Genomic DNA, 24,161 nt, shown 5'->3' on the forward strand with positions numbered 1-24,161 from the left:
ATGGAAGCAGAACCTCTAATAGATAGACTTGTAGCTGACGTACATGAGAGCAGCTATTTCCAGAGACTTTTTTATAAAGCTCAGCTCGCGAAAGACACCTTCACCTTTGACCAAGATGCTACACCGCTGGCGGCAAAGGAACTCACCCACCTGCTACGCTTCGCTGACATATTGTCATCATCAAAAGGCGAGTCTGATCGAAATTTAGCCTATAGAATCGTTGGGAATGTTTACGAGGTGAACACTCGCGGCGCTCGTAGCAAGGCCTATGCGAATGCGATAGTCAACAAGCTTGGGTTGTGGCCAAGTTTAGGTCTTCTACGAAAGCAAAAAGAGCTTGATAGTGCCCTTCCCATAGATAGACGAATTGAGTTGCACGTAAAGAAATCGGCTCAAAAAGTCCAGGGGACCGAGACATTCTTTACCGACAAGCAGTTTGAGCTTTTCTCCAAATTAACCGAAAGCAAAAATTTTAGTTTCGCAGCACCGACGTCAATGGGTAAATCTTTTGTCATTCTAGAAATGATAAGAAAGATGATTGCGAACACCCCAAAATCAGATATTGTCGTCTTAGTACCCACCCGCGCGCTCATCGCTCAAGTCTTTAGCGACATAAAAGAAAAACTAGGCAGCGACCTAAAAAACAACGACTTTCAAGTAGCCACAAGTTCCTATGCACTGTCAGAACTCAATAGCGATCCCGATCAAAATTTTGTCTTCATCCTTACACCCGAGCGTCTATTAAGCCTGATTAACAGCTCACAAAGTTATGCTTTCGGATACCTATTTGTTGATGAAGCACAAAAGCTGTCGTCTAAAAAAGACCACAGAAGCATCATAACTTATCAAGCAATAGAACAGGCAATTGAAAGAAACAAAGGCCTGCACATTTATTTCTCATCCCCAAACGTATCTAACCCTGAAAGTTTTTTAGAGCTATTTGGGCGGAATAAGAAAAATGTATTCAAGACAAAGGAAGGTGCTACCAGTCAGCATCTATATTTCGTCAACCTGCTCGACCGTAACATCTTTCAATACCATCAAGGCATAAAGTCTTCCCTTCCTGCTATTTTGCTTAACCGGTATCGAACCGCCAATGATTTGTTTTTCCGAGTAGGCGGAAACTCGCCTAAAATAATCTACGGCGGTTCTGTAGAAAAGACACTGGCTCGTGCAAGATCCTTTAATAAATTTCTTACGAAAGAAAAGAGCCCAGCCGTTTCACAAGTAATCAAAGAGGCTGCCCAACAAGTCAGGGAATACATTCACCCTGACTATGAGTTAGCAAGCATGCTGGAGTTGGGAATTGCATTCCATTTTGGAGGGTTGCCTCAAGCAATCAGAAGCCTTATCGAATCGCTCTTCAGGGACGGAGAAATCCGCTACTTATTTTGCACGCCAACATTACTGGAAGGTGTAAATTTACCTGCTAAAACCATATTTGTTATGTCTAGCAAAAAAGGCACTCCAAATCTTGAACCCATTGATTTCTGGAACCTTGCAGGGCGAGCGGGGCGCTTGGCTAAAGAATTTTCGGGAAATATTGTTTGCATCAAAGATGAAGATGACCAGTGGAACACTCTAAACATACTTAATGAAAAAAGTAGAGAAATCACACTAACCCCAACTGTATTGCCAAAAAACAAAAAAGAAATCGATAATGTACTTGCCTCCATCGACGGAAGCACCCCCAGCTCCTCTTTATCATTTAAAATTTCCGACATCCTTAGAATCGACAGCATTCGAAGTAATTCTGGCTACGAGACTTCCCTGTACAATCTCTACAAAGACGAAACTGATGGCCGATCAGCTAAATTAGCAGCCGAATCTGTTGCAGATATAAAAATACCAATCCATATTGCGAGGAGCAATCAATACATTGATCTCGACACCCAGAATTCCGCTTTCAAAAAGCTCAAAGCAATCAGGGGATCGCTGAAGCTATCTCAATGGCCGACAATGGATGAAATAGGTAAGAAGCTCCACCTTATCTTCGATATTTATGACTTCGAGGTTAACGAGAAAAAGTTTAAGCGCGGCAGCATCGTATACTTCAGACGACTGATTCACCGCTGGATAATGGGCGAGTCACTCAGCACCCTAATCTCTAACACACTCGCCACCCAACAGACCATTTGGTATAAACGGGAAACGATTCAACTCGACGTAAAAAAACCAGAACACATAAGCGCTGTCGTCAACAATCTCATCTCCAATATAGAACACGATCTCAGATTTGTTTTTGAAAACTATTTCGGCCATTACTACCAGTGTCTGCAAGAAATATACGGGGACGATGCGGGTGCAAACTGGGCTCAGTTCATAGAATTCGGAACAAACGATAAAGATATTGCTGCCATGCAAGTCATGGGACTTTCAAGACATACCGCGGTTTTCCTAAAAAGGCGCTATAGCTCTGTCCTTTCTGTTTCCGGAGGGAAAATACAGGGTGTCAATTTTCATAAGCTACTTGAAACTATTTCCCGCTCAAGTATCTACTACACCGATATCCGCTCAATGGCATCAGGATGATTTTATATTTTCTATGGCGTAGCACAACAAATAGCACCATGCGCTTCTAAATTAAATATCTAACAATACAATCGGCGGTTGCAGGAGCTGAGTGCAACACGGTCATTGAATTGAAGCTGGAGCATCATGCCGCATAGCCATGGCCTTCTGCATCACCTCACCCATAACTTCGATGGGGCACTTGAAGTCGAAGCGCTTACGCGGTCGCATGTTCAGTTGCAGTGCAATAGCGTCGAGTTCTTCTTGGCTGTGTACCGACAAGTCCGTGCCCTTGGGCAGGTACTGGCGGATCAGGCCATTGATGTTTTCGTTGCTGCCGCGTTGCCAAGGGCTATGCGGATCGCAGAAGTAAATCGCCACCCCGGTCTGCTGGGTGATTTCAGCATGCCGCGCCATTTCTCGGCCCTGGTCGTAGGTCATGCTCTTGCGCATCGCCAGCGGCATGCCATTGAGCGCTGCACTGAAGCCTTCCATCGCCGAGGTCGCCGTCGCGTCGTTCATCTTTACCAGCATCAGGTAGCCACTGGTGCGCTCTACCAGCGTGCCTACAGACGAGGCGTTGGCCTTGCCCTTGATCAGATCGCCTTCCCAATGCCCTGGCATCAGTCGGTCTTCGATCTCCGGTGGGCGCACATGGATGCTGACCATCTCGGGGATCTGGCCACGCCGATCCACGCCGCCAGAGCGCGGCCGGCGCGTCGTCTTACTTTGGCGCAGGCAGATGATCAGCTCCTTACGCAGCTCGCCGACCGGCAAGGCATAGATGGCGTTATAGATCGTCTCGCGACAGACGTATGCATCTCTGAGGCTGGGAATGTTCATGCTGCGCAGCTTGCCGGCAATCTGCTCGGGAGACAAACGCTCGCGCAGCATATGGGCCACCAACTGAAAGCGCTCACCACCCGGCAACAGCTTTCGTTTCGGTCGACAGCCTTGGCGGCGGGCCTGCATCTGCTGCTGGGCCATGCGGGCCGAGTAGCCACCACAGACATCTCGATTGCGGCGCAGCTCCCGGCTGATGGTCGAAGGGGATCGGGTGATCAAGCAAGCAATCTTGCGCAGGCTGAACCCTTGGGCACGGCTGATTTGAATGGTGGCGCGTTCTTCAACGCTGAGTTCGGAATAAGACATAGGGGCAGCACCGTACCGGAAAGGTCAGGTGTTGCACTCAGTTTTTGCCGCCGCCATCACTTAAAATAAACGATCTGATATCGGGAAAGCTTTCACGCACTTTCAAGTATCCAGCCATCAAACAGATATCAGTTATGATAGGGAACCATGTAGGAAGATATATCTATGATACCGGATTGACCGAACAAATCTTGCTTAGTTTCAAAATAACGGTCGTCTATCGGTCATCGAACTGGCTGGTCGTATTGGTCGCCCCCATTATAGAACCTATGGGGGCGGAAGCAGCCTTTCACTAAAGCGAGTTCAGGCTCATCTTGAACAAACGAGCCGACGTCCATTGGGAGCGCCGATATCTACCAGTGCATCTCTACCGCCTACTGAACCGATCAACACCAATGCGATTGGATGGCCAAATAGGTGCAATTGCGCACTTTCGCTCCACTACGCTGCAGCAAGTTGTCTCGATAGCCACTGAACCTCACAGTGTTTCCATCCAGCCAGACTCATGGAGTCCAAGATGGAACATCCATCGCCCACATCCAGCGCTTCAATCTCCGAGACCAGCCAGCCTCTGCCGATGCCTGGCACAGAAGCCTACGAGGCACTGCCGCAGTTTCCGAAGTGCAGCTCCCTACCCTTCCGGCGCACCATTCGGCGGCATGAGCTGCAGCAGATCGTCCCCCTGTCCGAGACAACCATCTACGAGATGGAGCGTCGTGGCGAATTCCCCCGGCGCTTCAACCTGACGCCGCGTTGCGTGGTATGGGACCTGGCTGAGATAGAGACCTGGATTGAGGAGCGCAAGCAGGCCCCTCGCATCAATGCCAGCAAGCCAGATGTCCACCTACGAAAAACCCGCCCTGTTCGGACGGGTTCAGAGCAGGAATGAGGCCAGCAACGACCTCATCCAACAAGAGCTTCCAGCTCATCGGAAGTCGAGCGCGATAGACGCCGACTTTCCTTGGCCAGGTTGACCTGCAAGGCCACACCCGCCACCTCCAGAACGTCCCTAGCCAACGAGTAGCTGCCCTTGGCCTGCAGCCAGACCAATACGTCCGCCAGGTGCCAAATCGACGCACTGCCCTCATGCACTGGTGCCGGGAAGCTACTTGGGTGGGCCAGCATTAGCTTGCGCATGTTTTGCCGCGACACGCCGACCATTTCGGCCACGTCGGTCAGACCGACCAAATCCGGAGCCACCTCGATCAGCTTGGCCGACGGTACCGCACTGCGCACGTCGGCCAGTGCACTGCGCACAGCCGCATCTGCGCTCTCCGCTTCGCGGGTGAACTCCAGCGCCAACCTCCCCGGCTGGCCGATGCCGACCAAAGCATCATCGCAACCGGCCTCGCCTAGGCGCTCGACCAGCGCATCAGAATCACGTTCATCGTCGGCAAGTTGGTACTTCAGAGTAAAGGTATATTCCATCGTGTTACTCCTCGGCCCCGCCAGCGGCTTCTTGCTGCTTACGGTGCGTGGTGCAGTTGTCCACGACACGCCCCAAGGCGCGTGCGTGATTGACAGGGCTCTTCGGCGTGCTCCATACGCTGGTGATGCAGAACTCGCCGCAGCGACATTCCTCATCGTTATACGGGCAGTAGATCCGCCCCCAGGCATGGCTGCCACCTACTTCTACGCGCCAGCCCTGCTCTTCTGCGTGCCTCAGTGCTTCCTCGACTTCTTTCTTCGGATGAGAGGGACGGGCCATCAGTGATCTCCAGTATTGACATGACCAGCATGGTTGTCAACTGACAACCATGCACTTCCTTAAACTGCGGCACTTAACACCGGTACGGTCACATTGTCCGGCTGCAGTTTTGGTACATGGCTCCGACCATCGATCCAGGCGTCAATCATGTCCGCCCACTCCTGCAGCATGTGGCGCCGCTGCTCGGAATACTCAGCCTTGTTGTAGACCGAGCGCGAGGAACGCCCATCCTCGTGCGCCAGGCACTTCTCTATCCAATCACCATTGAAACCCACTTCATTAAGCAGCGTGGAGCCTGTCCGACGCAGATCGTGAACCGTGAACGGCTCCAGCGGCAGCCCAGCCGCCTTTGCGCGCGAAGCGATGAGCTGAGTAATCCGGTTCAACGTTGCGTGCGACATACAACGGTAAATTTCATAGCGCGATGGCAGCACGAATTTGGAGCCCGCTGCACACGTGTGCAGCGCCACAAAGATGTCCAGTGACTGGCGTGATAGGTAAACCACGTGCGGGTTTCGCCCCTTCATCCGCTGCTTCGAGATCGTCCAGGTGGCGTTCTCAAAGTCCACCTCATCCCAGGTCGCCTCAATCAGTTCGCTCTTGCGCACCAGGGTCAGCAGCACCAGTCGCAAGGCCAGCCGGATAGTGGGGTAAGCCGCGATGGACTCTAACTGGTGGAAGGCCAGCCGTATCTCAGTCGGGGTAAGCGCTCGATCCTTCGGCACAAAGGTGGCAATCGAAGCAGCCTTTACATCGTTGGCCGGATTGTCGACTTTCTCCCCATGCAGGATCGCGAACGCATACACCTGCTTCACGATGTCTCGAATGTGGACAGCCGTGGCCGGTGCACCGCGCGCCTTCACCTTGGTACAGAGTGCCCGCAGATCGTCAGGGGTGATTTCGGTCAGAAGACGGTTCTCGAAGAGCGGCAGGATGTCGCGATCGATGATGCTTTTGCGCATTGCCCGCGTACTGTCGGCCATACGTGCATCGGCTAGCCAGCTCTTCAGCACCTCGCCGAACGTCTTGGCGGCCGTCAGCCGTCGCTTGGCCCTCTGCTTCTCCAGGGAAGGTGAGCTCCCCAGGGCAACCATGCGCTTGGCATCGAGCAGTTTTTCGCGAGCCATGGCCAACGAAATGCCCGCAGGGCCATACCGCCCAATGGTTAGCGTTTCCCGGCGTCCATTGAGACGGTAATCGTAGCGAAAGGTGACGGTACCGGTAGGCGATACCGTCACGTACATGCCATCGCGGTCGGAAGCCTTGTAGGGCTTGGCTTTGGGCTTGAGGCTGCGCAGTGCGGTGTCAGTTAGCATCGAGGTTTTCCTCCTGTTCATGACGGCTTTTACCGTCAAGGGTCAGGAGACCTGCTGATGCCGGGAAAGCCGCATGGCGCATGCTTTCCTAAGGAGAGATTTACCGTCAAAGACCGATTTAGTCTCGATAGTAAACGGGAGGGTCTTAATCCGACCTCCAGCTCCTACCGTCACCGCTACCGCCAATCCGTTCTGCTGCCCGGCGATAGTCATCGATAGGTGCCGCGACGTATTTCATTTTAAATCAATACGTTGCGACAATTTATCGATAGGTACCGATAGTCCCGAAGGACTTGATTTCACTCCCACTCGATAGTCGCTGGCGGTTTGCTCGACACGTCATAGGTGACGCGGGAGATGCCTTCGATCTCGTTGATGATGCGCCCGCTCACGGTTTCCAGCAGCTCGTAAGGCAGGTGCGCCCAACGCGCGGTCATAAAGTCGATGGTTTCCACCGCACGCAGGGCCACGACCCAGGCGTAACGACGGCCATCACCGACCACACCAACCGACTTAACCGGCTGGAACACCACGAACGCTTGGCTGACCTTGTGATACCAGTCGGCCTTGCGCAGCTCTTCGATAAAGATGTGGTCGGCGCGACGCAGCAGGTCGGCGTATTCCTTCTTCACTTCACCCAGGATGCGCACGCCCAGGCCTGGGCCGGGGAATGGGTGACGGTAAACCATGTCGTACGGCAGGCCGAGCTCAAGACCCAGACGACGCACTTCATCCTTGAACAGTTCGCGCAGCGGCTCGACCAGCTTGAGGTTCATTTCCTCTGGCAGGCCACCGACGTTGTGGTGCGACTTGATCACGTGAGCCTTGCCGCTCTTCGCGCCAGCCGACTCGATCACGTCCGGGTAGATGGTGCCCTGGGCGAGGAACTTGATGTTGTCCAGTTTGTTGGACTGGGCATCGAAAACATCAATAAAGGTACGACCAATGATCTTGCGCTTCTTCTCCGGGTCGGACTCGCCGGCCAGGTTGTTCAAGAACTGCTCTTCAGCGTTGGCACGGATCACCTTGACGCCCATGTTCTCAGCGAACATGGCCATCACTTGCTCACCTTCGTGCAGACGCAGCAGGCCGTTGTCGACAAATACACAGGTCAGCTGATCGCCAATCGCCTTGTGCAGCAATGCCGCCACCACCGACGAATCGACACCACCGGACAAACCGAGCAGTACGTTGGCACTGCCAACCTGCGCACGCACGTTAGCGATGGCGTCTTCAGCGATCTTCGACGGGGTCCACAGCGCTTCGCACTGGCAGATGTCGAGGATAAAGCGCGAGAGGATGCGACCGCCCTGCTTGGTATGGGTCACTTCCGGGTGGAACTGCACGCCGTAATAGCCAAGGGCATCGTTGAACATGCCAGCAATCGGGCAGCTCGGGGTGCTGGCCAGGATGTGGAAATCCTTTGGCAGCTTGGTAACTTTGTCACCGTGGCTCATCCACACGTCGAGGCCGAACAAGCCGTCAGCGTCGACATGGTCTTCGATGCCATCGAGCAGGCGGCTCTTGCCGACCACGTCAACGCGGGCGTAACCGAATTCGCGCAACTCGGAACCTTCAACCTTGCCACCCAGCTGCTCGGCCATGGTCTGCATGCCGTAGCAGATACCGAAGACCGGTACGCCGAGGTCAAACACGGCCTGAGGGCAGCGCGGGCTGTTGGCCTCATGCACCGACTCCGGACCACCGGCGAGGATGACCCCGCGCGGAGCGAAGGCGCGGATGTCATCGTCGCTCATGTCGAACGGGTGCAACTCGCAATACACGCCGATCTCGCGTACGCGACGGGCGATCAGCTGGGTGTACTGGGAGCCGAAATCCAGAATCAGGATGCGGTGCGCGTGGATATCTTGATGAGCCATGGCCGTCTCTCGTAGCGGAATTCACAAATGACTCGGGGCTGCCCTGTAAAACAACAGCGACAGCCCCGTGCTTTAAATCAACTGATCAGTAATCAGCCCACGCGATAGTTCGGGGCTTCTTTGGTGATCTGCACATCGTGTACATGGGACTCGGCCATGCCGGCGCCGGTGATGCGCACGAACTCAGGTTTGCTGCGCATCTCTTCGATGGTCGCGCAACCGGTATAGCCCATCGAGGCACGCAGGCCGCCCATCAACTGATGGACGATAGCGCCCATGGCGCCCTTGTAAGCCACGCGACCTTCGATACCTTCCGGCACCAGCTTCTCGGCACCCGCAGATGAGTCCTGGAAGTAACGATCCGAGGAGCCCTGTGCCTGCGCCATTGCGCCCAGCGAACCCATGCCGCGATAGGCCTTGTAGGAGCGCCCCTGGAACAGTTCGATTTCACCAGGCGCTTCTTCAGTGCCGGCGAGCATCGAACCAATCATCACGCAGGATGCACCGGCAACGATGGCTTTCGACAGGTCACCGGAGAAGCGAATGCCACCATCGGCAATCAGCGGTACACCGGTACCAGCCAATGCGGCAGCGACGTTGGCAACGGCGGAGATTTGCGGCACACCGACACCTGCGACAATCCGCGTGGTGCAGATCGAGCCCGGGCCGATACCGACCTTGACTGCATCCGCGCCGGCTTCGGCCAGCGCCTTGGCCGCATCACCCGTGGCAATGTTGCCACCGATCACCTGGACTTCAGGGAAGGTCTGCTTGACCCAACGCACACGATCGATAACGCCTTTGGAGTGGCCATGGGCCGTATCAACGATGATCACGTCAACACCGGCATGCACCAGCGCAGTGACGCGATCTTCGGTATCGGCGCCAGTGCCGACCGCCGCGCCAACGCGCAGACGGCCTTGGTCGTCCTTGCTGGCCAGCGGGTAAGCCTTGGCTTTCTCGATGTCGTTGACGGTCATCATGCCCTTGAGGCGGAATTGGTCATCGACAATCAGCACGCGCTCAATGCGGTGTTTGTGCAGCAGCTTGCGTACGGTCTGAGTGTCTTCACCCTCTTTCACCGTCACCAGACGCTCTTTCGAGGTCATTACATCGCGCACTTTGGCGGTCATGTTGGTTTCGAAGCGCACATCACGGCTGGTGACGATGCCGACCAGATCACCGTGGTGCAGCACCGGTACGCCGGAGATGTTGTTCTGCCGAGTCAGGTCGAACAGATCACCCACAGTCGCGTCGGCCTCGATGGTGATCGGGTCCTTGACCACACCGGACTCGTAACGCTTGACCTTGCGCACTTCGAACGCCTGCTGCTCGGGGGTCATGTTCTTGTGAATGATGCCGATGCCGCCTTCCTGAGCCATGGCAATCGCCAGACGGGCTTCAGTGACGGTATCCATAGCAGCAGAGAGCAAGGGAATATTCAGTTCAATTCCACGGGTCAGGCGCGTTTTAAGGCTGACATCCTTCGGCAGAACTTCGGAATAACCTGGAATAAGTAGAACGTCGTCGAAGGTAAGAGCTTCTTGACTGATACGCAGCATGGCGGGGGCTCCCGGACGGGAAAATTGGAAGCGCGCCATTATACTCAGACGCCCCCCTGCACTCAACGCAAAGTATTAGTAAACCCACTCGAATCTTCGAGCACGGAGGGCCGCACCCTACAAATCAACCCGCACCAACGACACCGGATAGCCCAGCCGCGCAGCGAACTCGTCGAGAAAACTGGCTTTAAAGCCGGCATCCGCCCAGTTGTTAAAAATAAAGCCGAGATTGGAAAAGCCGCAGGGCTGCAGGAATAAAAAGCCGTTGATGTCATCTTCATGACCACAGCGCGGGCAGCTGAAGTTATCCGTATGCCCCGGCATCCACTCATCCAGGCTATCGAACAACGCCTCGCCCACTTCCTTGCGGCACTGCGCACAGCCCGCCTCTTCAAGAAAGCCCGCCGTCGGCGTATAGATGCAGCGCTTGTAGATGATCTCCAGGCCATGCACGGCCTGGCCGAACGGCAACAACTCGGGACGCTCGACGACACGCCGCGCGCCCTCGGCAATGCCGTAGCCCATATGCTTGAAGGTGCGCCCGCAGGTGCTTAGCTGCTCTTCGATGATGTTCTGCTTGACCAGCCAACGCACAATCAACCGCGCCCGCGCCTCATGGCCGGGAAAGCTGGAAATCTGCGGCACGATAATGGCTTGCTGCTCACTCATAAAAGGCTCGTTTAACCTGTAAGAAGACTTAGGGCGCGCAGCTTAATCGGCTGACCGTAACGGTCAAGGTCAATCCGCTATGGCCAGCCAGGGCAAAGCCTTTATCATGCCGGCCATGATCAAAGACCCCTTCCAACGCCTGAACCTCGACCGCGAGGTGCTCAGCGTCAGCCAACTGAACAACCGTGCACGCCTGCTGCTGGAAGATGTATTCGGCGGTATCTGGGTGGAAGGTGAAATCTCCAACCTGGCCAAGCCGGCGTCCGGGCATATCTACTTCACCCTTAAAGATAGCCAGGCCCAGGTGCGCTGTGCGCTGTTTCGACAGAACGCCGCCAAAGTGCGCCAGGCGCTGCGTGACGGTTTGGCCGTTAAAGTACGCGGCAAGGTCTCGCTGTTTGAAGGCCGTGGCGACTACCAACTGATTCTCGACGCCGTAGAGCCTGCCGGCGACGGTGCACTGCGCCTGGCGTTCGAGGCGCTGAAGGAAAAACTCAGCGCCGAAGGCTTGTTCGCAGCCGAGCATAAAGTCGCCCTGCCAGCCCACCCGAAACGCATCGGCATTATCAGCTCGCCGACCGGCGCAGTGATCCGCGACATCATCAGCGTATTCCGCCGCCGCGCACCGCAGGTCGAACTGACCCTGATCCCGACTGCTGTGCAAGGCCGTGAAGCCACCGCGCAGATTGTTCGCGCCCTCGGCATCGCCGATAAAAAAGGCTTTGATGCACTGATCCTGGCCCGTGGTGGCGGCTCGCTGGAAGACCTCTGGTGCTTTAACGAAGAGCCGGTTGCCCGCGCCATTGCTGCCTGCGTCACGCCCATCGTCAGCGCCGTGGGCCACGAGACTGATGTGTCTATCGCGGATTTTGTCGCCGACGTGCGCGCACCAACGCCCTCGGCCGCCGCCGAGTTACTGGCCCCCGACAGCAGCGAACTGGTGCAGCGCCTGCATAATCTCAAGCGCCGCCTCATCCTGCGCATGCAACACCGACTGGAGCGCGAACGCATGCGCCTAGACGGTTTGCAGCGGCGCCTGCGCCATCCCGGTGAGCGCCTGCGTCAGCACGCCCAGCGCGTGGATGACCTGGAGATGCGCCTCAGCCGAGCCTTTGAGCGGCAATTGAAGAGCCGGCGTGAGCGCCTGAGCCATGTGCAAACCCGGCTACTCAGCCTGCACCCGGAGCGCAACCTCAAGCTGCTTGATCAACGCCTGCAAGCGCTGGCCGAACGGCTGCAACGCAGCATGCGTGAAGGCCTCAAGGCGCGTCACCTGCAGCTGCATAGCCAGGTGCAAACGCTGCACGCGGTCAGCCCACTGGCCACCCTCGGGCGCGGCTACAGCATCCTCCTCGATGAGCGCGGCCGCGCCATCCGCAACGCCGCCGACACCCAACCCGGGCAACGTTTGAAAGCCCAACTGGATAATGGCGAGCTGGATGTGCGGGTCGAAGACAATCATGTGCAGCCGGTGACCCTCTCACTGCTCGACTGAGCTTTTTATGCAGGTGGATAAGCTTCGCGTTATCCACCCTACGGATATTCAATGCGCCTATTCACCCTGCTAGCCCTGTTCTGCCTCACCCTACCCGTCTATGCCGAAGGTTTTATCAGCCGCCTATTGAACAAGCCTGTTCCCGGCGGTGTGGCAGTAGTCGATTTGGGCACGGGAGAAACAGCGCCCAATGTGCGCTATCAGAACAAACCGGTATTGGTGATCAAAGAAGATCAACAGCGCTGGATCGCCATTGTCGGCGTGCCGCTCAGCGTCAAACCCGGCAGCCAGCAGATCAGCGTCAACGGCAGCCAGAATCTGAGTTTTCAGGTGGGCAACAAGCACTACCGTGAACAACGCATCACCCTAAAAAACCAGCAGCAGGTCAACCCTAACCCGACCAACCTCAAACGCATCCAGCGTGAACTGGCCGAACAGACCCGCGCCTACCAGCAGTTCAGCCCGCGCCAGCCGAGCAACCTGCTGTTCGACAAACCGGTCAACGGGCCACTCTCCAGCCCCTTCGGTTTGCGCCGCTTCTTTAACGGCGAGGAGCGCAACCCGCACTCCGGGCTGGACTTCGCCGCCGGCCGCGGCACGCCGATTAAGGCGCCGGCTGCCGGCAAGGTGATCCTGATTGGCGACTACTTCTTCAATGGCAAAACCGTGTTTGTCGACCACGGCCAAGGGCTGATCAGCATGTTCTGCCACCTTTCAGCCATCGACGTGAAGCTCGGCGCTGAACTGCCACGTGGTGGCGTGGTCGGTAAAGTTGGCGCCACCGGCCGCGCCACTGGGCCACACCTGCACTGGAACGTCAGCTTGAACGACGCCCGCGTTGACCCGGCGATTTTCATCGGCGCCTTCACCCCCTAACGATCTGCCAGACACGCGCAGCAACCAACCCATCCGGCCTGACAACAGCGCCTTTGCTAAGGTGGCCACGCTGACCAATACGCTGAGACCTTAAGGAGCGGCATGAGCGACTACTACAGTAACGCCCAGAACTGGCTTGAGAATTACCCCGAGCTCTACAGCCTGACCGGCTTGGCCCTGCTGATCATTGCGGCTTGGCTGGCCAACTGGATGGTCAAACGCGTACTGCTGCGCGGTCTGTACCGGGCGCTAAAGGCCACATCCATTGGCCAGGACGGCACCCTGCGGGACTCGCGCATCACCGCGCGGCTCGCCAACATTGTGCCGGCGCTGATTATTTCCGCCGGCATCACCCTCGTCCCCCACCTGCCAGAAGCCGTCGTCACGGCAACACGCAATGTCTGCAGCGCATTTATCGTACTGACTATTGCCCTGGCCATCAGTGGTGTATTGACGCTGCTTAACAGCGCCTACGAAAAGCGCCCGAACGCCCACCTAAAACCGATCAAGGGCTACGTACAGGTGGTGAAGATACTGCTCTTCGCCATTGCCGCCATCCTGATAGTCGCCAGCCTGATCGACCGCTCACCGTTGATCCTGCTGTCGGGTCTTGGCGCCATGGCCGCGGTGTTGATGCTGATTTTTCAGGACACCCTGTTGTCACTGGTAGCCAGCGTGCAGATCTCTTCCAGCGACATCATCCGCGTGGGCGACTGGGTTGAGATGCCGCAACTGAACGCCGATGGTGATGTGATCGACATCGCCCTGCACACCGTAAAAGTGCAGAACTGGGACAAAACCATCACCACCATCCCGACCAAACGCTTTATCAGCGACCCATTTAAAAACTGGCGTGGCATGCAAGAGTGCGGCGGACGACGGATCAAACGCAGCCTGTTTCTCGACCAGACCAGCATCACCTTTCTCAGCCCCGATGAAATCGCCCACCTGCAGCGCTTCCTGCTGCTCGGCCAATACCTGCGCAACAAACAAAGCGAGTTGCACAGCTGGAACGCTGAGTTGGCCGAGGCCAGCCAGGAGCCGGCGAACACCCGACGCGTCACCAACATCGGCACCTTCCGGGCCTATGTTGAACATTACCTGCGCCAGCATGCCGGCATTAATCAGGAGATGACCCAACTGGTAAGGCAACTCAGCCCTACGCCGGACGGCCTGCCGCTGGAGCTCTACTGCTTCACCAACACCACGGCCTGGTCGCGCTACGAAGCGATCCAATCCGACCTCTTCGATCATCTGCTGGCCATTCTTCCGGAATTTGGTTTGCGGGTTTTCCAACACCCAAGTGGCGCGGATATGCGCGAATTGAAACCAAGCCTGCTGGCGACGGCCCAGCACTGACCGCAAAACGGGCGGTTGCACGCGCCGCAGCCGCCCGCAATCGGCACCAAGCACAGCGGCTTTTATCAGCATTAAAACCAATTAAACGCGCTAAAAATGCTTATAAACACCAATTTATTCGCCTTGCTTGCCAGCTTTCCCCTCAAAGATTAGGGTTGGCGCTATGAACGCCCATCACACCCTTATCCTGCTGCGCCAACACGCCAACCTCTGCCTGGTCAGCCAGCGACTGCGTGGCTAACGCCCGACGCCAACGCCCTGCACTGTTTTCAGATTCCGCCCGGCTCGCCGATTGCAGCCGCGCTAAAAGGATTGCCCCATGAGCATGCTTAAAGACCCGTCCAGCAAGTACCGCCCGTTCACCCCGATTGCTATTCCGGACCGCACCTGGCCGGACAAGGTCATCGATAAGGCACCAATCTGGCTGTCCACCGACTTGCGCGACGGTAACCAATCGCTGATCGAGCCGATGGATGCCGAGAAGAAAATGCGTTTCTTCAAATGCCTGGTGCAGGTTGGCCTGAAGGAAATCGAAGTGGGCTTCCCATCTGCCTCGCAGACCGATTTCGACTTCGTCCGCGAGCTGATCGAAGGTGGCCACATCCCGGATGACGTGACCATTCAAGTGCTGACTCAGGCGCGCGACGACCTTATCGAGCGCACCTTTGAGTCCCTCAAGGGCGCAAAGAAAGCCATCGTGCATTACTACAACGCCTGCGCGCCGAGCTTCCGCAAGATCGTTTTCAATCAGGACAAGGCAGGCGTCAAAGCCATCGCCGTGGCTGCTGGCAAGACCATCAAGCGTCTGGCCGCCGCCGCGCCTGAAACCCAGTGGGGCTTTGAGTACTCGCCAGAAGTCTTTAGCAGCACTGAAACTGACTTCGCCGTCGAGGTGTGCAACGCCGTGATCGCGGTGTTCCAGCCCACCCCGGCCAATCCGCTGATCCTCAATTTGCCGGCGACCATCGAGTGCGCCACGCCGAACAACTACGCCGACCAGATTGAATGGTTTGGTCGCCATATCGATACGCGCGACAGCGTATTGATCAGCGTGCACACCCACAACGACCGCGGCACTGGCGTTGCGGCCACTGAGCTCGCGGTAATGGCCGGCGCGGATCGCGTCGAAGGCTGCCTGTTCGGCAACGGCGAGCGCACCGGCAACGTCTGCCTGGTCACCGTCGCGCTGAACCTCTACACCCAAGGCGTGAACCCGCAGCTGGACTTCTCCGACATCGATGCCGTGCGTAAGGTGGTCGAGGACTGCAACCAGATCCCCGTACACCCACGCCACCCGTATGCCGGCGACCTGGTCCACACCGCGTTCTCCGGTTCGCACCAAGACGCCATCCGCAAAGGTTTTACCCAGCAAAAGGCTGACGCGCGCTGGGAAGTACCGTATCTGCCGATTGACCCGGCCGATATCGGCCGCGATTACGAGGCGGTGATTCGCGTTAACAGCCAGTCCGGCAAAGGCGGCATTACCTTCCTGCTCGAACAGGAATACGGCATCAACCTTCCGCGCCGCATGCAGATCGAGTTCAGCCAGGTGGTGCAAAAAGAAACCGACCGCCTCGGCCTGGAAATGACCGCCGCGCAAATCTACAAGTTGCTCGACAGCGAATACCTGCAAGCCACCACGCCCTATGCCCTCAAAGGCCATCGCCTGCAGGAAGAGAACGGCACCAGCGCGGTCGACGTAGAAATCGTCAGCGAAGGTGAAACCCTGCACTGGCGCGGCATTGGCAAAGGCCCGCTGGAAGCCCTGGTCGCCGGCCTGCCGGTGGCCGTGGAGATCATGGACTACTCAGAGCATGCCATCGGTGCCGGCACCAACGCCAAGGCAGCCGCCTATATCGAGCTGCGGGTTAACGGCGGCCGCGCGCTGCATGGCGTAGGCATCGACGAGAACCTGACCACAGCCAGCTTCCGTGCGCTGTTTAGTGCACTGAATCGCGCCCTCGGTCAGGCCGCCGAACAAGCCGCCTAAGGCAAGCGGCACACAGTGGCGGCTAATTGCTTTTAGCCGCTTGTACCGGTTGCAGCGCGCCTGATGAAATTGACAGCCCTCTCAGGGCGCGATTAGGCTCCGCGCCTGCGCCTGTAGCTATGCCCATAAAATCAAAATAACAGCGACCCCAGCCAAGCCTATCCCAACGTCTTTTCGATGGGTGCTGGGAGCGTTTGTGCGCCTGTTTGGCAAAACCCTGACAGCGCGCTTCCAACACATGACAAGGAAACACAACATGCTGACTAACCGGATGGGGCTGATTGCTCTGGGAATACTGAGCGCTACTCAAGCCATGGCCAATGATCTGGCAGCCTCTAATGGCTTTGTTGAAGACAGCAGCCTCAACGTGCTGCTGCGCAACGCCTATATTGATCGCGACTACAAAAACGTCGCGCCGAACTCGGATAAAGCCGAGTGGGGCCAATCGGCCATTGGCACCTTCTCCTCGGGCTTCACCCAAGGCACCATCGGCGTCGGTGTTGATGCCTTTGCGCTGTATGGTCTGCGTCTAGACGGCGGCAAGGGCCGCTCCGGCGCTGGCGGCATCGACTTCTTCAAGCGGGGTGACAGCGGCAGCGCCGCCAACGACTTGTCCAAAGCCGGCGCAGCGGTCAAATTCCGCGCATCCAACACCGTCCTGACCTACGGTGAGCAGATGCCAGCCTTGCCGGTGCTGAACCACGACAACTCGCGCCTGCTGCCGGAAAGCTACACCGGCACGCTGATCACCTCCAACGAGATCGAGGGCCTGGAACTCAACGCCGGCCGCTTTACCGCCGAATCGCGTAAAAGCGCTGAAGGCCGTGACAGCGGTGGTTTGAAATCGATTAACGTACTGGGCGGCAGCTACCAGTTCAGCGAGCAGTTCAGCGCAGCGCTGTACGCGTCTGACGTTGAAGACGTGCTGAAGAAGCAGTACGTCAACCTGAATTACGTTTTCCCGTTGGCGGCCGAGCGTTCGCTGACCCTGGACTTTAACGGCTACCGCACCAAGCTGGATAAGTCCTATGCCGAGCAGGAAGGTGCTGGCGGCCAGGACAACAAAATCTGGAGCTTGGCGGCTATCTACACCATGGGGGCACACTCGTTCACCCTGGCCCACCAGCGCAGCACCGGCGACAGCGTCCTGGGTTATGCCTACGGCGGCTATCAGAGCGCCGGCAACCGTCCGGGCGACGGTGGCAACACCATCTACTTGGCCAACTCCTACTGGTCTGACTTTAACGCTGAAGACGAGCGCAGCTGGCAGTTGGGTTATGGCCTGGATTTCAGCACGTTCGGCATCCCCGGCCTGAGCTACAACGTGGCATACGTGCGCGGCACTAACATCACCACCGCTACCAGCACTGGCGGCAGCGAGCGCGAAATCTTCAACCAGCTCAAGTACGTGGTGCAGAGCGGCGCAGCCAAAGACTTGAGCGTTAAATTGCGTAGCTCGTTCCTGCGTGTGTCGCAGAAATCGAGCGGGTACAACGACGGTGGTAACGAAGTGCGCGTATTCGTTGACTACCCGATCAGCGTGTTCTGATCAGCCGCTAAGCGCCGCCTGATACCAGGCTGTGAGCCCACAAAAAGCCCGACTGGTTCGGGCTTTTTTGTGGGTGCTTAGCGCAGCAACGAGCAAACCGATACTAAGCGGCACGCGTTTTAACTAACGCACCGATGGCAGGCTTAGATCGCGCTTAATTTTTCCGCCGCCTGGCGCAAGGTCTCTTCGCGCTTGGCAAAGCACAAACGCACCACGCGCAGACCCTTGGGTGGAGCCTGGTAAAAAACCGACACCGGGATTGCCGCCACGCCATGTTCGCGGGTCAGCCACTCAGCCATGGCCAGGTCATCCAGATCAGGGCGGATAGCCGAGTAGTCGAGCAACTGGAAAAAACTACCGGCAGCGCGGGTAAAACTAAAACGCGAGCGGGTCAGCAGCTCACAAAACAAATCACGCTTGGCTTGGTAAAAAGCAGGCAGCTCGTCGACATGTTCAGGATACTCAGCCATATAGTCCGCCAGCGCCCATTGCAGCGGCGTCACGCCACAGAAGCTGACGTATTGATGCACTTTGCGCAGCTCCGCGCTCAAGGCGGGCGGCGCCACCACATAACCGGTTTTCCAGCCAGTCACGTGGTAACTCTTGCCGAACGAGCTGACCACAAACGCCCGCTGATACAGCTCCTCATGGGCCACGACGCTGACATGTTTTGCGCCATCAAACACCAAGTGCTCGTAAACCTCATCACTGATCAGATAAATATCGCGCCCGCGAATCAGCGCAGCGAGTTGATCCAGCGCCGCTTGGCTGATCAATGCGCCGCTGGGGTTATGTGGACTATTGAGAATGATCAATCGCGTCCTGCTACTCAGCGCGTCCTGCAGCCGCTGCCAGTCGATACCGAAGCCAGGCAAAGCCAGCGGTACATGCACGCAGCGCCCGCCGGCCAACTCGACCGCGGGCTCATAACTGTCGTAGCAGGGATCAAACACGATGACTTCATCATCCGGGCGGATCAGCGCCTGCACCGCGCAGAAAATCGCCTGAGTGGCCCCTGGCGTAATGGTGACCTCGCTGTCGGCGCTGACCTCTCGGCCATAACTGCGAGCGATCTTCGCCGCCACCTGCTCGCGCAACGCGGGCAAGCCGGTCATCGGCGCGTACTGGTTATGCCCGACGGCAATATGCCGAGCGACTGCATCACGCAGCGCCTGCGGGCCATCAAAGTCAGGGAAGCCCTGCGACAGATTGAGCGCACCGGTTTGCGCGGCGAGCTGCGACATGCGGGTAAAGATGGTGGTGCCGACATTCGGCAACTTGCTGATAATCATCGAGGCGGCATCCGGCTGGTGATGGCGCAGGATAGCCGATCCCCCAGACACGCAAAAGGCACCCGAAGGTGCCTTTTTAGAGCGTTTCAATCCAAACTTAGCGCTTGTCTTTGCGCTTCTTCTCGGCCTTCTTGTGGTGAGTCATCAGGCGGCGCTTCTTGTTCACCTGGCGGTCCGTGAGGGTGTTCTTATTACCCTCGTAAGGGTTCTCGCCACCCTTGAACTCGATACGGATCGGCGTACCAACCAGCTTGAGTACACGGCGGTAGGTGTTTTCCAAGTAACGGATATAAGACTTGGGAACAGACTCGACCTGGTTGCCGTGGATTACGATCAGCGGCGGGTTGGCACCGCCGAGGTGGGCATAACGCAGCTTGATGCGGCGGTTGTTGACCATGGGCGGCGCGTGGTCGCCCACTGCATCTTCGAGAATCTGCGTGAGGCGGTTGGTCGGCAACGAGTGATCGCCGACTTGAACGAAGCCTGCACCGACTTGTACAGATTACCCACACCCGTGCCGTGTAGCGCCGAGATAAAGTGGATATCGGCAAAGTCGACAAAGAACAGACGGCGTTGCAGCTCGACCTTCACATAGTCGCGCTCGCTCGGCTCCATGCCGTCCCATTTGTTCAGGGCAATCACCAGCGCACGGCCGCTTTCGAGGACGAAGCCGAGCAGGTTGAGGTCATGGTCGACCACACCTTCGCGGGCATCCATAACGAACACCACGACGTTGGAGTCCTGGATCGCCTGCAGGGTTTTCACCACCGAGAACTTTTCCACCGCCTCGAAGATCTTGCCGCGGCGGCGTACTCCGGCGGTGTCGATCAGGGTGTACTTCTCGTCATCCCGCTCGAACGGGATATAGATGCTGTCGCGGGTGGTGCCGGCCTGGTCATACACGATGACCCGCTCTTCGCCGAGCATGCGGTTGACCAGGGTAGACTTGCCGACGTTGGGCCGGCCGATGATCGCCAGCTTGATGCCGTCCTTCTCGCTTGGGCCGGGAATGCGCTTGGCTTCCTGACCTTCGAGAACAACTTCCTCTTCCTCGCCTTCTTGCAGCTCGCTGGCATCCTTGGGGAAGGAGCCCAACACGGCTTCGAGCATCTGGGTGATACCGCGACCATGGGCGCCGGCAATCGCCAACGACTCGCCCATGCCCATGCTGGAAAACTCAGCGCGGGCCAGGTCGGCGTCGATGTTGTCGACTTTGTTGATCACCAGGAAGCTTCGCTTGTTACGACGACGCAGGTGCTCGCCAATCATCTGGTCAGAGGCAGACAAGCCAGCGCGGGCATCCACTAGAAACAGCACGGCATCGGCTTCTTCAATGGCCTGCAGGGACTGCTCGGCCATCTTTGCGTCGATGCCTTCTTCGTCACCGGAAATACCACCGTGTCGATGACGATATAGGTGCGCCCCTGCCACTTGGCCTCACCGTACTGGCGATCACGGGTCAGACCAGACAGGTCGCCGACAATCGCGTCACGGGACTTGGTCAAGCGGTTAAACAGGGTGGACTTGCCGACGTTCGGGCGGCCCACCAGGGCAATTACGGGAACCATTAGGCTCTCCACTTCGTTATTTCAGAAAATACAAAAGCCGCTGCACGAGCAGCGGCCGGAATTCATTGCGCTGGCCACGCTTTACAGCCTCAGGTGCTGCAAAGCATAGCCAAAGCGACAGACGGCTACTTGATGGTCAACGCCACCAGTTTGCCGCTATTGCCAAAGGCATACAGCCAGCCACCCGCCACCAATGGACGCGCACGCGACCATTACTGTCGATACGTGTACGGCCGACAAAGCGCCATCCACCTGACTCACCAGATGCAGGTAACCTTCCAGGTCACCGAATGCTACGTAACTGGAGAACACTTCTGGCGCAGACAGCTGACGGCGAGCCAGTGCGTCATTGTTCCAAAGTGCCGACGCAGAACGCTCATCGATACCTTCAACGGTACCGCTGGCAGGTTTACATAAACACTGCCATAACCCTGGGCAAACACCCACGGAGCTAGAGGCTTCGCGCTGCCAAAGGATACGACCGCTTTCCAGATCCATCGCGGCCACACGACTTGATAGCTGACCGCATAAAGCGTGACCGGCCGAAAGCAGCAGCCCGCCGTCGATATCAACAACGCTCCAGCTCGGAGCGGCCCTGCGGAAACGGCTACGCGCTGCTCCCGAACCGGAATACCGCTGCGCATCCAGCGCAATCACCTTGCCAGTGGACAAGCCAGCAACGGCCAGACGATTGGTCAGAACCGGGCTGCCTGTGCCACGCAGCGTGAGTACCGCGGGGTGTTTTCGAAGATCCAGCGCTGGTTACCGCTGTCAGCATCAAATGCACAGGCGGTCATCCTGGGTCTGTACCAGCACCACATCACCGTTCAACGCAGGCGCAGCCAGCACTTCGCTGGTGACACGAGCACGCCACTTTTCTTCACCGTTAGCCGTATCGAGGGCGATGATTTCGCCCTTCAAAGTACGACACGACCAGGCCAGCCTGCAGCGACGGCACCGGAAACCGGAAGTTCCAGCTCAGTCTTCCAAGAACCTTGCCGGTCATGCGGTTCATGGCGACGACCAGGCCTTCAACGTCGGCGGCATAGATCTGCTCACGTCATCGCAGGCGTTAGCATGTTGAAGGTTTCGCCCTGGCCTTCGCCATCGAGCGACTCCATTCTTTTTGCAGGCTGACCTCTTCTCAAACTTGGGCAGATCGGCCGGGGGCAGTTCTTCTTACTATTACTGCTGCAACCCACAGCCAAACGGCCAGGGCCAGCAGTGCGGCATTCTTCCAGCGCATCACGTCACGCATCCCCTTTTGCCAGATCATCCAGCTTCATTTTGCAGACCACCGACAGCCGCCTCTTCAGAGAGGGCTGCTTTGGCTTTTTCGTAGGCAGCGTGTGCATCATCGGCACGGCCGAGCTGCACCAACAAGTCGCCCTTGAGTTCTTCACGGCTGGCGGTAAAGGCCGGCGCCACGTTGGCATCCAGCAGCTTCAACGCATCGTCGGCCTTATCTTGAGCAGCCAGCACGCGTGCCAGGCGCTGACGGGCCAACTCAGCCAGGCTGTCGTCAGCCGGCTTATCAACAATCGCCTGCAGCTCGCTAGCGGCGTCGTCCAGCTTGCCCGCTTCAACGGCTACTTTGGCCACGAACAGGCTGCCGTACTGGGCGTAATGAGTCCCGGCGTAATCACTTTTCAGGGTGTGAGCCAGGGCTGCAACTTTACCGGCATCCGGCTTGCCGCTTGGATCCAGAGCGGCCTCAAGCAGCTGCTGATAAACCAATGAAGCGCCTTGCGCCTGATTGCTCTGGTATTTCTGCCAACCCTGCCAGCCGAATACCACCGCCAACGCCAGCACAACGCCAGTCAGCAATGGCATGCCATTTTGCTGCCACCAGTCCTTGATTACCGCCAGATCTTCATCATCAGTACGCGAAACCACCCCAACACTCCTTTTCGCTAAATCACTAAACAGACGCTCAGGCCTGATTGGCGCAGTTCGCCAGATGATCGGCCAATGCCGACCACGCAATACTTTGCTGCTCGCCCTGACCGCGCAACGGCTTGCAACCTACCACTTGCTGGGCCAATTCGTCTTCACCCAAGATCAAGGCGTACAACGCACCGCTTTTGTCGGCTTTCTTGAACTGACTCTTGAAGCTACCGGCCCCGGCATTCACTTGTAGACGCAAGCCTGGCAACTGATCACGCAGACGCTCACTCAAGGCCAGCGCCGCCAATTCAGCCGCCTCACCGAAGGCGCACAGGTAAACATCAACCGTGCGGGCGATTTCAGCCGGTACTTTACCTAGAGTTTCGAGCAACAGCACCAAGCGTTCGATGCCCATGGCAAAACCCACCCCCGGCGTCGGTTTACCGCCATCTGCTCAACCAGGCCATCGTAACGGCCACCGGCGCAAACCGTGCCCTGAGAACCGAGCTGGTCGGTGACCCACTCGAACACGGTTTTGCTGTAGTAATCCAGGCCGCGCACCAACTTGGGGTTGATTACGTACGGCACGCCCGCGGCGTCCAGGCGGGCCTTCAGCCCCTCGAAATGCAGCCGCGACTCTTCATCAAGGTAATCCGCCAGCTTCGGCGCATTGACCAATACCGCCTGGGTTTCTGGCGATTTGCTGTCGAGCACACGCAGCGGATTGCTGCCCATACGACGGCGGCTATCTTCATCCAGCTGATCGGCATGTGCCGAGAGAAACTCGACCAGCGCATCACGGTACACCGCACGGGCTGCACTGGTGCCAAGACTGTTGAGCTCAAGCTTCACCGCATCACGAATACCCAGCAGGCCCACAGGCGCCAGGTCAACACGATCAACTCGGCATCGATGTCCGGGCCGTCGATATTGAATACTTCCACACCAATCTGGTGGAACTGGCGATAACGGCCTTTCTGCGGACGCTCGTGACGAAACATCGGACCGATGTACCAAAGCTTCTGCGTTTGACCGCCGCCGGACAGGCCATGCTCAAGCACCGCACGTACGCACGCCGCAGTGCCTTCTGGCGCAGGGTCAGGGAATCGCCATTGCGGTCGTCGAAGGTGTACATCTCTTTTTCAACGATATCGGTGACTTCGCCGATGGAGCGCTTGAACAGCTCAGTGAACTCGACGATCGGCATACGAATCTGCCGATAGCCGTAACCGTCCAACAGACTGGCGACGGTACCTTCAAAATAACGCCAAAGCGGGGTCTGCTCAGGCAGGATATCGTTCATGCCACGAATGGCTTGCAGGGACTTACTCAATTCAATTCCTTAAC

Annotated in this window: 15 protein-coding genes and 4 pseudogenes; 7 read left to right on the forward strand and 12 right to left on the reverse strand. The window is 57.3% G+C overall.

Annotated features, from left to right (window positions below):
* Window positions 1-2,532, forward strand: a complete 2,532-nt coding sequence (locus ACEPAJ_RS16750) for a DEAD/DEAH box helicase (RefSeq protein WP_425916335.1) — start codon at window positions 1-3, stop codon at window positions 2,530-2,532.
* A 102-nt stretch (window positions 2,533-2,634) separates the two neighbouring features.
* On the opposite strand, the gene ACEPAJ_RS16755 is transcribed toward ACEPAJ_RS16750, so the two are convergent.
* Window positions 2,635-3,663, reverse strand: coding sequence for an IS30-like element ISPa59 family transposase (locus ACEPAJ_RS16755; RefSeq protein ID WP_153376404.1), 1,029 nt, complete (start codon window positions 3,661-3,663; stop codon window positions 2,635-2,637).
* A gap of 517 nt (window positions 3,664-4,180) precedes the next feature.
* Between ACEPAJ_RS16755 and ACEPAJ_RS16760 the strand changes: the two genes are divergently transcribed.
* The gene (locus ACEPAJ_RS16760; protein ID WP_425916337.1) at window positions 4,181-4,552 is read left to right on the forward strand and encodes a helix-turn-helix transcriptional regulator; all 372 of its coding nucleotides are present in this window, start codon (window positions 4,181-4,183) and stop codon (window positions 4,550-4,552) included.
* 14 nt (window positions 4,553-4,566) lie between these two features.
* On the opposite strand, the gene ACEPAJ_RS16765 is transcribed toward ACEPAJ_RS16760, so the two are convergent.
* From ACEPAJ_RS16765 to ACEPAJ_RS16790, 6 genes are all read right to left on the reverse strand, one after another.
* Window positions 4,567-5,091, reverse strand: a complete 525-nt coding sequence (locus tag ACEPAJ_RS16765; protein WP_425916339.1) for a helix-turn-helix transcriptional regulator — start codon at window positions 5,089-5,091, stop codon at window positions 4,567-4,569.
* Window positions 5,092-5,095: 4 nt separating this feature from the next.
* On the reverse strand, window positions 5,096-5,371 hold the full coding sequence (locus tag ACEPAJ_RS16770) for a hypothetical protein (RefSeq protein WP_425916341.1): 276 nt from the start codon (window positions 5,369-5,371) through the stop codon (window positions 5,096-5,098).
* Window positions 5,372-5,430: 59 nt separating this feature from the next.
* Window positions 5,431-6,687 (reverse strand): tyrosine-type recombinase/integrase, encoded by a 1,257-nt coding sequence (locus ACEPAJ_RS16775; protein WP_425916343.1) that lies wholly within the window; start codon window positions 6,685-6,687, stop codon window positions 5,431-5,433.
* A 299-nt stretch (window positions 6,688-6,986) separates the two neighbouring features.
* Complete coding sequence (guaA, locus tag ACEPAJ_RS16780; RefSeq protein ID WP_425916345.1) at window positions 6,987-8,567, reverse strand: glutamine-hydrolyzing GMP synthase; 1,581 nt, start codon at window positions 8,565-8,567, stop codon at window positions 6,987-6,989.
* A 92-nt stretch (window positions 8,568-8,659) separates the two neighbouring features.
* Complete coding sequence (guaB, locus tag ACEPAJ_RS16785) at window positions 8,660-10,129, reverse strand: IMP dehydrogenase (RefSeq protein WP_425916347.1); 1,470 nt, start codon at window positions 10,127-10,129, stop codon at window positions 8,660-8,662.
* 117 nt (window positions 10,130-10,246) lie between these two features.
* Window positions 10,247-10,798, reverse strand: coding sequence for a sugar ABC transporter ATPase (locus ACEPAJ_RS16790; RefSeq protein ID WP_425916349.1), 552 nt, complete (start codon window positions 10,796-10,798; stop codon window positions 10,247-10,249).
* Window positions 10,799-10,913: 115 nt separating this feature from the next.
* Between ACEPAJ_RS16790 and xseA the strand changes: the two genes are divergently transcribed.
* The 5 genes from xseA (at window position 10,914) to ACEPAJ_RS16815 (ending at window position 18,067) form a co-directional block, all read left to right on the forward strand.
* Window positions 10,914-12,293, forward strand: coding sequence for an exodeoxyribonuclease VII large subunit (gene xseA, locus ACEPAJ_RS16795; RefSeq protein ID WP_425918072.1), 1,380 nt, complete (start codon window positions 10,914-10,916; stop codon window positions 12,291-12,293).
* Between the two features lie 51 nt (window positions 12,294-12,344).
* Window positions 12,345-13,169 carry a peptidoglycan DD-metalloendopeptidase family protein gene (locus ACEPAJ_RS16800; RefSeq protein WP_425916351.1) on the forward strand — a complete coding sequence of 275 codons (825 nt, stop codon included), beginning with the start codon at window positions 12,345-12,347 and terminating at the stop codon, window positions 13,167-13,169.
* A gap of 102 nt (window positions 13,170-13,271) precedes the next feature.
* Window positions 13,272-14,528, forward strand: a complete 1,257-nt coding sequence (locus ACEPAJ_RS16805; RefSeq protein ID WP_425916353.1) for a mechanosensitive ion channel family protein — start codon at window positions 13,272-13,274, stop codon at window positions 14,526-14,528.
* A gap of 319 nt (window positions 14,529-14,847) precedes the next feature.
* Window positions 14,848-16,518 carry a 2-isopropylmalate synthase gene (leuA, locus tag ACEPAJ_RS16810; RefSeq protein ID WP_425916355.1) on the forward strand — a complete coding sequence of 557 codons (1,671 nt, stop codon included), beginning with the start codon at window positions 14,848-14,850 and terminating at the stop codon, window positions 16,516-16,518.
* A 256-nt stretch (window positions 16,519-16,774) separates the two neighbouring features.
* The gene (locus ACEPAJ_RS16815) at window positions 16,775-18,067 is read left to right on the forward strand and encodes an OprD family porin (RefSeq protein WP_425916357.1); all 1,293 of its coding nucleotides are present in this window, start codon (window positions 16,775-16,777) and stop codon (window positions 18,065-18,067) included.
* Window positions 18,068-18,210: 143 nt separating this feature from the next.
* On the opposite strand, the gene ACEPAJ_RS16820 is transcribed toward ACEPAJ_RS16815, so the two are convergent.
* From ACEPAJ_RS16820 to hisS, 5 genes and pseudogenes are all read right to left on the reverse strand, one after another.
* Window positions 18,211-19,359: a pyridoxal phosphate-dependent aminotransferase gene (locus ACEPAJ_RS16820; RefSeq protein ID WP_425918074.1), complete on the reverse strand. Its 1,149-nt coding sequence runs from the start codon at window positions 19,357-19,359 to the stop codon at window positions 18,211-18,213.
* A gap of 97 nt (window positions 19,360-19,456) precedes the next feature.
* Window positions 19,457-20,927 (reverse strand): annotated as a pseudogene (gene der, locus ACEPAJ_RS16825) (ribosome biogenesis GTPase Der).
* A gap of 156 nt (window positions 20,928-21,083) precedes the next feature.
* Window positions 21,084-21,848, reverse strand: a pseudogene (locus tag ACEPAJ_RS16830) (PQQ-binding-like beta-propeller repeat protein).
* A gap of 329 nt (window positions 21,849-22,177) precedes the next feature.
* Window positions 22,178-22,760, reverse strand: a pseudogene (locus ACEPAJ_RS16835) (tetratricopeptide repeat protein).
* 100 nt (window positions 22,761-22,860) lie between these two features.
* Window positions 22,861-24,147 (reverse strand): annotated as a pseudogene (gene hisS / locus ACEPAJ_RS16840) (histidine--tRNA ligase).
* Between the last annotated feature and the right edge of the window lie 14 nt (window positions 24,148-24,161).

This window comes from Pseudomonas sp. GWSMS-1 (assembly GCF_049847425.1).
Classification (GTDB): Bacteria; Pseudomonadota; Gammaproteobacteria; order Pseudomonadales; family Pseudomonadaceae; genus Aquipseudomonas.

Coding starts and splice junctions, on each gene's coding strand:
- ACEPAJ_RS16750 (WP_425916335.1), top strand. CDS start 1: ATGGAAGCAGAACCTCTAATAGATAGACTTGTAGCTGACGTACATGAG.
- ACEPAJ_RS16755 (WP_153376404.1), bottom strand. CDS start 3,663: ATGTCTTATTCCGAACTCAGCGTTGAAGAACGCGCCACCATTCAAATC.
- ACEPAJ_RS16760 (WP_425916337.1), top strand. CDS start 4,181: ATGGAACATCCATCGCCCACATCCAGCGCTTCAATCTCCGAGACCAGC.
- ACEPAJ_RS16765 (WP_425916339.1), bottom strand. CDS start 5,091: ATGGAATATACCTTTACTCTGAAGTACCAACTTGCCGACGATGAACGT.
- ACEPAJ_RS16770 (WP_425916341.1), bottom strand. CDS start 5,371: ATGGCCCGTCCCTCTCATCCGAAGAAAGAAGTCGAGGAAGCACTGAGG.
- ACEPAJ_RS16775 (WP_425916343.1), bottom strand. CDS start 6,687: ATGCTAACTGACACCGCACTGCGCAGCCTCAAGCCCAAAGCCAAGCCC.
- guaA (WP_425916345.1), bottom strand. CDS start 8,567: ATGGCTCATCAAGATATCCACGCGCACCGCATCCTGATTCTGGATTTC.
- guaB (WP_425916347.1), bottom strand. CDS start 10,129: ATGCTGCGTATCAGTCAAGAAGCTCTTACCTTCGACGACGTTCTACTT.
- ACEPAJ_RS16790 (WP_425916349.1), bottom strand. CDS start 10,798: ATGAGTGAGCAGCAAGCCATTATCGTGCCGCAGATTTCCAGCTTTCCC.
- xseA (WP_425918072.1), top strand. CDS start 10,914: ATGATCAAAGACCCCTTCCAACGCCTGAACCTCGACCGCGAGGTGCTC.
- ACEPAJ_RS16800 (WP_425916351.1), top strand. CDS start 12,345: ATGCGCCTATTCACCCTGCTAGCCCTGTTCTGCCTCACCCTACCCGTC.
- ACEPAJ_RS16805 (WP_425916353.1), top strand. CDS start 13,272: ATGAGCGACTACTACAGTAACGCCCAGAACTGGCTTGAGAATTACCCC.
- leuA (WP_425916355.1), top strand. CDS start 14,848: ATGAGCATGCTTAAAGACCCGTCCAGCAAGTACCGCCCGTTCACCCCG.
- ACEPAJ_RS16815 (WP_425916357.1), top strand. CDS start 16,775: ATGCTGACTAACCGGATGGGGCTGATTGCTCTGGGAATACTGAGCGCT.
- ACEPAJ_RS16820 (WP_425918074.1), bottom strand. CDS start 19,359: ATGATTATCAGCAAGTTGCCGAATGTCGGCACCACCATCTTTACCCGC.